Annotated in this window: 4 protein-coding genes and 1 pseudogene; all 5 read left to right on the forward strand. The window is 45.0% G+C overall.

Annotation, left to right across the window (positions count from 1 at the left end):
• The first annotated feature begins 377 nt into the window (after positions 1–377).
• The gene (locus Q0340_RS09265) at positions 378–1,067 is read left to right on the forward strand and encodes a response regulator transcription factor (protein WP_291940170.1); all 690 of its coding nucleotides are present in this window, start codon (positions 378–380) and stop codon (positions 1,065–1,067) included.
• Complete coding sequence (locus tag Q0340_RS09270; protein ID WP_298083077.1) at positions 1,057–2,475, forward strand: DUF3365 domain-containing protein; 1,419 nt, start codon at positions 1,057–1,059, stop codon at positions 2,473–2,475. Before Q0340_RS09265 ends, Q0340_RS09270 begins: the two co-directional genes overlap by 11 nt.
• Before the next feature lie 104 nt (positions 2,476–2,579).
• Positions 2,580–4,655: a cytochrome C gene (locus Q0340_RS09275; RefSeq protein ID WP_291940175.1), complete on the forward strand. Its 2,076-nt coding sequence runs from the start codon at positions 2,580–2,582 to the stop codon at positions 4,653–4,655.
• 51 nt (positions 4,656–4,706) lie between these two features.
• Complete coding sequence (locus Q0340_RS09280) at positions 4,707–5,480, forward strand: FKBP-type peptidyl-prolyl cis-trans isomerase N-terminal domain-containing protein (RefSeq protein WP_005870892.1); 774 nt, start codon at positions 4,707–4,709, stop codon at positions 5,478–5,480.
• A 28-nt stretch (positions 5,481–5,508) separates the two neighbouring features.
• A pseudogene (locus Q0340_RS09285) lies at positions 5,509–5,952 on the forward strand (nitrite reductase); the annotation flags it as partial.

Raw genomic sequence — 5,952 nt, forward strand, 5'->3', positions numbered from 1 at the left:
CTTGGGCTAAATTTTAAATTTTATTCCGCCGAGCTATGGAGCTGATAGATCTTTATGATTTGATTGCCTTTGTCTGCGAAATGCATATGCAAGCACCTCTCAAATAAAATTTTACCGCCTTTCATATGCCGCCTGCGAGGCGGTAAAATTTAATATCAAGCTTATCGTCCCGCCTTTTTATGTTCTTGTGATATTTTTATTCGACTTATGCAGACGTAAGGCTCATGTATAGGTAGTTTCCAGTTTAAATTTACGTGTGAACCGCTTTGGTATATTTTTTAACGTTAGTTTAATGCTAAATTTATATAATCTAAGTCTAGTTATATTTTAAGAGACGATTAAGAATGAAATGCGCTAAGCTTGGAGGCGGATAGAGTATGCAAGATTACGAATTATTGGACGTTTTGTCCAATAAAAGGGTTCTTTGTCTAGAGGATGAGCCCGGGATTTTAAAAAATATAACCGAATCGCTGCAGCTGTTTTTCGGCGAAGTAGTGGGGGTTAAGGACGGGCTGGAGGCGCTTGATGAGGCGATGAGCGGTTCGTACGACGCACTGGTTTTTGATATCGGCGTGCCGCATATGGACGGGCTAGAGGTCGTTAAAAAGATTCGCGCTGCCGGCATCTCAGTGCCGATCGTGATACTTTCGAGCCACACCGAGCAGGAGTATCTGTGGCGGGCGGTGGAGCTTAAGATCACTAGGTATCTGCCTAAGCCGTACGACAAAAACGCCTTTATAAAGGCGCTGCAAGACGTCGCTGCGGAGCTGATAAATCACGCGCCGATATTTAGCATAAGCAGCGAGCTGAAGTATGATTTTGCCAAAAAGATCATCTACGTCAAAGACAGCGCCTGTCATCTTTCCAAAAGCGAGAGCAAGCTTTTGGAGTACTTCTTAGCGCGCAAAAATCAAACCGTAACCTACGAGCAGCTATTCGACTACATGTGGGAGTTCGAGCAGCCTAGCAAGGAAGCGATTAAGGCGATCGTCAAAGAGCTGCGCCGCAAGATCGGCAAGGACGTGATCAAAAATTTATATGCGGTGGGGTATCTCTTTGAAGTATAAATTTAAATTTATCGTAGCGGTTTTCGTGCTGCTATATATCGTAATTACGGCTTTGGTTTTTAACTTCTACCGCGAGCTTGCGCTAAAGGACACGAGGCGCGAGGCGTTTTATATCCTAGATACGATGAATGCGGTGCGCGATTACGTCTCGACCGTGCAGCGCCCGCTAATAAACGAGCTTAAAGAAAAAAAGCTTCTAAGCGAGGATTTTTTCGATCCGAGGCTGATGTCCTCGACCTACATAACGCGCGAAATTTATAAAATTCAGCTCGCCAAAGAAAACATCAACTACGACTACAAGCTCGTCGCTACCGATCCGCTCAATCCCGAGCACGAAGGAAGCGAGTTTGAGAATGAAATTTTAGAGGGCTTTAAAGAAAATAGATACAAAGAATACTCCAGAATCGTCTATGATAAAGGTGGCGCCTCGTATCTTTTGAGCCTGCCGATAACAAACTCTCAGCCTTCGTGCACTGAGTGCCACAGCATCAACGCAGCACCTAAAAAGATGCAAGAACTCTACGGCGATGTGGGGAATTTCAAAGGCGGTCTAGGCGATACGATCGCGATGATAAGCTTTAAAATTCCGATAAAAAGCATTCTGCTCTATCACACCAAAGAGTTTGTCGTTAGCGGCCTAAGCTTGCTTGTAGTGTTTTTGATCTGCATATTTTGTATCTATAAAATTCACAAAAAAAACGCGACTTTAAAGATGCAAACTCAGCTTTTGCTGATAAATCAAAGCCGCCTCGCGCTCATGGGCGAGATGATCGGCAATATCTCGCACCAGTGGCGTCAGCCACTATCGCAGATCAGCTCCACGCTCATAAATTTAGAGCTTTACAACGAGCGGGGCAAGCTCTCAAAAGAAAGGCTCGAGGGCGGCATAAAAGATGCGGGCGAGCAGGTGAAATTTATGAGCGATACGATCGAGGATTTTAAAAATTTCTTCAATCCGAACATGCCAAAGAAAGAATTTAGCGCCAGCGAGGCGATCGAGCAGGCGCGTAAAATTTTAAACGCCTCGCTTAAAAAACACGTCATCGATATAAGCGTGCGGATAGAGGAAAATTTTACGCTTTACGGCAACGTAAACGAGCTCATCCAGGTGCTTATAAACATCATAAACAACGCAAAGGAGGCGTTTTTGGACGTGCCGCTTAAACGGCGCGAGATTAAAATCCGCTCATTTTTAAAACAGGGCGAGCGAGTAATCACGATCGAAAATAACGCAAGCCGCATCGATGAAGCGCAGCTAGATAAAATTTTTGAGCCGCACTTTACGACAAAACAGCAGGGCAGCGGGCTCGGACTATATATGAGCAAGATGATAATCGAAAAAAACGGAGGGAGCATAAGCGCTGCGAATTCCGACGAAGGCGCGATATTTACGATCTCTTTTCGTTAAATTTAGACTTCATTAAATTTCTCCCTTTTTCACCCTTTTTTGTTGATATTATTTCGAGCGTAGAACTTTGCTAATTTAAAATTTCGATTTTCAAAGGAGGAGCCATGAAAAAATGGAATAAGATGCTACTAGGCGCGCTAGCCTGTATTAGCATTTTTGCCGCAGGAGCCTGTGCTGATGAAGGCATGGGGCATGAGATGGAAATGTCGCAAAAATCGCGCGACGTCATCGCAAATCCTAAGGGCACGTTGCAAAGCAGAGGCGTCATATCCTTGCAGGACTACGTCGTAGAAGAGCGAGAGATGTATGACTGGCTATTTAAAAATCACCCGATTTTTACCAAATACGGCGGTAAGACGGTTGGTAAGATGGATGTACACGACCGAGGTTTGGAGTGGCTTGCGGAAGGGCATGGATTTGACTTTTCAAAGGCTAGTAAAAGAGACGACGGCAAGGGCTATAGCTCTATGATGTATAGAATCCCTGCGGGCTCTTCTTTGCAATTTCCGAATAAATTCATAGGCCCTGAAAAATGCGGCGAGTGCCACCCTGCGCAGTATGAGACATGGAGCAGATCGCGCCACGCCACTACTATCCGCTTCCCGGGCGAGCACCCGGAGGTTAATAACAACCTAACCGATCCTGTATTTAGCCCGGATACGGCGTCGATCCTTCCAAAAGGTATTACCCCTGACGTAATTTATGCGACCGTGGGGCATCTAAGGACAAAATTTGGCTACGTAGATGCATGGCTTCTACGCGGAACCTATCACGTAGAGGGCGGCTTGCTAAGAGATGGTACCGGTCAAATCGTAGCCGGCGGCAACCAATTCCAAAGGACTTGGGCGTTAAATTTAGACGATGAGACGGTCAAAAAGATTAAAAAGATCGTTCCGGAATTCCCAGGCACGCTTGAGGAATACGGCGATAACGGCGGTTACGTAAGAGGTCTTGCATCGTATGCTGCAAAATACAAAAAATCGATGTTTTTCCAAGCAAACAGCTCGTATTGTGAAGTCTGCCACCCATTCAAATTCGATTTTAAAACTAAAAAAGAATTCTATGCTGCTTTGGGTAACGCAAAAGAGCTTCAAAAGCACACTATCTCCAAGGGTATCACCTGTGAAGAGTGCCATGGAGCGGGCGGTCACCTTGACGGCGCTACAAATTTTAGAACCTCAAACTGCGAACGCTGCCACCAAAGATTTAACTATAGCCCTGATTTAGCTCGTGCTAATCCGCTAAACAACGGAAATCCCGATCTATCTCTTAGCTCTAAATTTAAATCTATGGGACCAGGCTGTGGCTCTGAAGGCTCTCAGTCCTACTTTACCGCTCACTACGAGAAGGGTATGCGCTGCGTAACCTGCCACGATCCGCACGATAACACCGGACCGGTAGTTGGTGATAAAACCGTCAAGGGCGTAAATTACAACTCAGAGCAGGGCTATTTGAGCGCGTTTTATACAAAGCCTAAGATCACAAAAGAGTGCAAGGATTGCCACCAAGAGCAAGCCTACATCGCCGCAAGAGCCGATACGCATAAAGACAACACCTGCGCATCTTGCCACATGCCGTTTATGATGAGCTGCGAGAACTTCTACGCTATTCAGTTCCAAGACAACGCGGGATTTGATACTCAAAGAAGATCGCACATCTGGAAGATCGACATCGATCCTGCTAGAAAATCTCTAGTCGCAGGCGATGCCGCCAAAGGTCCGAGAGATGCGAAAGATTGGCACTTCCAAAGAAATAAAGACGGACGAAATTTCGTCGATCTTATGTGGTCGTGCGCACGAACCTCGTGGGCGGATAAAGATATGCAAGATACCAAAGGCTGCCATAGTCCAGTCGTTTCCGAGCTAAAAGAGACGCTTCACTTCAAGAATCAAAAGCAGGTTTACGATGAGGTTATGGGCTGGCAAACTCCAATTAAGAGCGACTTCTCGCAAGTTAAGATCGGCATTCAAGGAATTTACTCTATCCTTGAGACTAAAAAGCTTAACTCCAGCGACAAAACTCGCGTTTATGAGCTGATCGAAAAAGCTCAAGACACCGTCGATCTTATCGAAAAAGACGGCTCATGGGGAATGCATGGCTTTAAATATACTAAGCAAAGGCTAGAAGCCGCTAAAGAGTATATCAAAGAGGCTCAAAGAATTCTAAATAATAATTTATAATTCTTTCGGGGTCGCGTAAGTTCGCGGCCCCGAAATTTAAAAGGCAAATGTATGCAAAAAAGACTAAAAATTTTCTTGCCTATCGTTTTGGCAAGCTGCGCGTTGGGCGCGAATTTAACTACGCAAGAACAAAAAGAATCTTATAGCATCGGAGCTTCCACCGGAAGCTATGTTTCAAACCAGCTGCATTCACAAGCCGCGTTAGGTGTCAAATACGACTTAGATGCGGTGATAGAGGGGTTTTTGGACGCTCTTAAAAAGCAGCAGAAGCTAAAAGATGAGGAAATTATTGCGCTTTTGAATCAAAGAGCCGATAAACTAAATAAGATCGTAGAAACAAATTCCAAAGCGGAGCTTGATAAAAATTTAAAAGCAGGCAAGGAATTTATGGCGAAAAATGCCAAAAATCCGGACGTTAAAACCACAAAATCCGGTCTTCAATATGAAATTTTAAAGCTAGGTATGGGCGAAAAGCCAAAACCTGAGAGCGTAGTGGTGATGAACTACAAGGCGTATTTGACGAATGGTAGCGTATTTGACGATACTTTCGCGTCTAAAATTCCGGCGCATCTTTCTATGATAGGCTTAATCGACGGATTGCGCGAGGGGTTGCTTTTGATGAATACGGGCTCGAAATATAAATTTACAATCCCTAGTAATTTAGCCTACGGCAACGTGGACGTAGATAGAATTCCTGCGGGTTCTGTGGTGATTTTTGAAGCCGAACTACTAAAGGTTTTAAAGCCCGGCGAGCTTGCCGATGCGGCCAAAAAGCTTAGCGAGAGCGAGGCTAAAAGCTTTCACGACGCGAATAAAACAAAGTAGTTTTGCTTAAATTTAGTCGGAGGAGAATATGCAAAAGCAAAGAAGAAATTTTATAAAATCCGCCGCACTCGGCTCTTTGGGGCTTGGCGCAATCGCCTCAAGCTTGCTCGCACAAAACGGCACAGATAAAAGTGCGCAAGATGTAAACGCAAGTGCTAAAAAGCAAGAGCCGAAAAAGCCGCACTACGGCATGATATTCGATCAGAACAAATGCGTGGGCTGTACCGATTGCGAGATCGCCTGTAAAAAGGTAAATTCGGTTCCGAAAGGTCAAATGAGGCTTTTTATCCAGGATAAAACCGATCCGCTAAATTTGAAAGAAAAGCGCTATGTTAGAGTATCTTGTCAGCAGTGCGAGGACGCGCCGTGCGTAAAAGTCTGTCCGACGAAAGCCTGCCACAAGGACGAAAAAACCGGCATCACGACGATGAACACCGACGACTGCATCGCCTGTAAATACTGCATCGTCGCC

Origin of the sequence: uncultured Campylobacter sp. (genome assembly GCF_938045595.1) — a bacterium.
In the GTDB taxonomy this organism is placed as follows: Bacteria; Campylobacterota; Campylobacteria; order Campylobacterales; family Campylobacteraceae; genus Campylobacter_B.